At 67.2% G+C, this 2,432-nt stretch carries 2 protein-coding genes and 1 pseudogene; 2 read left to right on the plus strand and 1 reads right to left on the minus strand.

Going from position 1 to position 2,432, the window contains the following annotated elements; all coding sequences use genetic code 11:
* Positions 1-673: 673 nt before the first annotated feature.
* Together B0F77_RS45735 and B0F77_RS49515 are read left to right on the plus strand one after the other, a co-directional pair.
* A complete protein-coding gene (locus tag B0F77_RS45735; RefSeq protein WP_425435834.1) occupies positions 674-1,828 on the plus strand; it encodes an APC family permease in 1,155 nt (384 codons plus the stop codon).
* Positions 1,829-1,839: 11 nt separating this feature from the next.
* On the plus strand, positions 1,840-2,040 hold the full coding sequence (locus B0F77_RS49515; RefSeq protein ID WP_211294375.1) for a hypothetical protein: 201 nt from the start codon (positions 1,840-1,842) through the stop codon (positions 2,038-2,040).
* Here B0F77_RS49515 and B0F77_RS45740 read toward each other — a convergent pair.
* Positions 2,021-2,432 (minus strand): annotated as a pseudogene (locus tag B0F77_RS45740) (transcription termination factor Rho); the annotation flags it as partial. The gene B0F77_RS49515 and the pseudogene B0F77_RS45740 overlap by 20 nt on opposite strands.

The following is a 2,432-nucleotide window of genomic DNA, read 5'->3' on the forward strand; positions in this document are numbered from 1 at the left end:
GCGGTGGGGTTGCTCAGGTTCAGGTGCTCGATGCCGGCCAGCGCGGCCTGCGCGACGCCGTAGCCGCCGACCAGCTCGTCGAGACTCACACCGTCCACGACCACCTGGAACGCGTCCGCGAGGCGTTGGCGGGCCTTGTGCTCGTCGTCCAGCAACGGGTACACGGCCTGGATCGACGACTGCAGGCCGATCTTCTCGATGGCCCGGTCGATCGTCGACTGCCGGAGCCCGAGGTCCTCCCCCATCGTCCAGAACCGTTCGATGTAGGGCCCCATCGCGCGCAGGTAGGCCGTGAGGACGTCCTCGGCCCGCGGGTCGTAGGGGTCGAAGTCGATGCCGCCCTTGGCGCCGCCAAGCGGCACNNGCCCGCGCACCTCGTCGAGCGTGCAGCCCTGGCGCATGCGCAGACCGCCGCTGCTCACCCCGCGCACGAGCCGGTCGATGACGAGGTAGCCACGCGTGCCCGTCGCCGGGTCGGTCCAGGTGACCTGGAGAAAACTCATCGAACACACCTCTTGACTTCAGCGTATGACCGCGGTCACATGGTCCGTCAAAATAACTGACTGACGGATCAGTTAATCACCTGGAGGGCCAAGTGAGCGAGGTACAGCCTCTCAGCGGCAACTGGCTCAGCGAACGCACCCACCTGCGCAAGTCACTGCGCCGGGCGGACGTGACGTTCTACCTGCTCTGCACCCTCGTCGGCCTGGACACGATCGGCAGCGTCGCCGCCAACGGACCCCAGGGCCTCGTCTGGATGGTGATCCTGGCGGTGGTGTTCTTCCTGCCGTACGGGTTCCTGACCACCGAGCTGGGCACCGCGTTCCCGATCGAGGGCGGCCCCTACGTGTGGACGAAACTCGCGTTCGGCCGCCTCGCCGCCGGGGTGAACCAGGTCCTGTACTGGCTGTCCAATCCACTGTGGGTGGGCGGCACGCTGGCGATCGTCGCGGTGACGACGTTCGAGAGGTTCTTCCTGCCGTTGGGTCTCGTCGGCAAACACATCGCGGGTTTGGTGTTCATCTGGATCGGCGTGCTCGCGGTCGCGGCCTCCTTGCGGATCGGCAAGTGGGTGCCCATCGCCGGCGCGTTCGCCCGGATCGTGCTGCTCGGCTTCTTCACGCTGTCGGTCGTCGTGTACGCGGCGAAGAACGGCGTGCAACCGTTGTCCGGCGGGGACTTCGTGCCCACCTGGGCCGGTTTCGTGGCGCTGGTGCCGGTGCTGATCTTCAACTATGTGGGCTTCGAACTGCCCTCGGCCGCGACCGAGGAGATGACGGACCCGCAGAAGACCGTGCCGTTCGCGATCCTGCGCGCGGGCATCGCGTCGTTCCTGTTGTACGGCGGGCCGATCCTGGGAATCCTGCTGGTCGTGCCGGCCTCACGGATCCACGGCCTGGGCGGTTTCATCGACGCCGCCAAACAGGTGCTGACCGTCTACGGCGGATCTGTGGCTGCCGACGGGACCGTGACGCTGACCGGCGCGGGCGCGGTTCTTGGTGCTGTCTGTGCCGCGGGGTTGATCGTGGGCGTGCTGACGTCGGGTGTCTCGTGGGCGATCGGCGCACATCGGGCGCAGGCGGTGGCCTGTGCGGACGGCGCCGGACCTGCTTACCTGGGAAGGCTTTCCTCCCGCTACGGCACGCCTCTGCGGGTGAACGTCCTGTCCGGACTGCTGGCTTCCGTCGTACTGGTGACGGCGTTGAACCTGACGGGCGGCAACTCCGAGAAGTACTTCACCGCCGGGCTGGCCCTGGTGATCTCGACGACGTTCATCAGCTACCTGCTGACGTTCCCGTCGATGCTGGTGCTGCGCCGCCGTCNNTGACCACCGGCCTGGTGGCGTTCACCGTGGTCGTGCTGATCTGGCCGCTGGAGCTGCCGACGGCGTTCGCGGGTGAGCGGACCGCGTACACGTTGTCGCAGGTGGTGCCGTTGCTGATCGTGATCGGCATCGGTTTCCTCTTCTACGCGCTGGGTGCCCCCACCCGCGCACTGGACCGGGAACCGCGGCGGGACTTCACTTCGACATCTGGATGAGGAACTCCGCGTTGCTCCGGGTCTTGCGCAGCCCTTCGAGCAGCACGTCGATCTCGCGGTCCGCCATGGCCCGGCGCATGGCGTCCGTGATGGCGAGTTCCTTTGGCCCGACCAGCAGGTCCGCCTTGCGCGTGCTCGACTGCTGCAGGTCGACCGCCGGGTAGATCCTTTTTTGCGCCGCCTTGCGATCGAGCTTCAACTCGGCGTTGCCGGTGCTCTTGAGCTCCTCGAAGATCGCCGTGTCGGCCAGCGACCCCGTCTCGACCAGCGCGGTGGCGAAGATCGTGAGGCTGCCGCCGTCCTCGATGTTGCGTGCGGCACCGAGAAACTGCTTCGGCGGCGTCAACGCCCTGGCATCGATACCACCGCTGAGAATGCGCCCGCCGTTCGGC

Source organism: Lentzea kentuckyensis (genome assembly GCF_002150765.1).
Lineage (GTDB): Bacteria > Actinomycetota > Actinomycetes > Mycobacteriales > Pseudonocardiaceae > Lentzea > Lentzea kentuckyensis.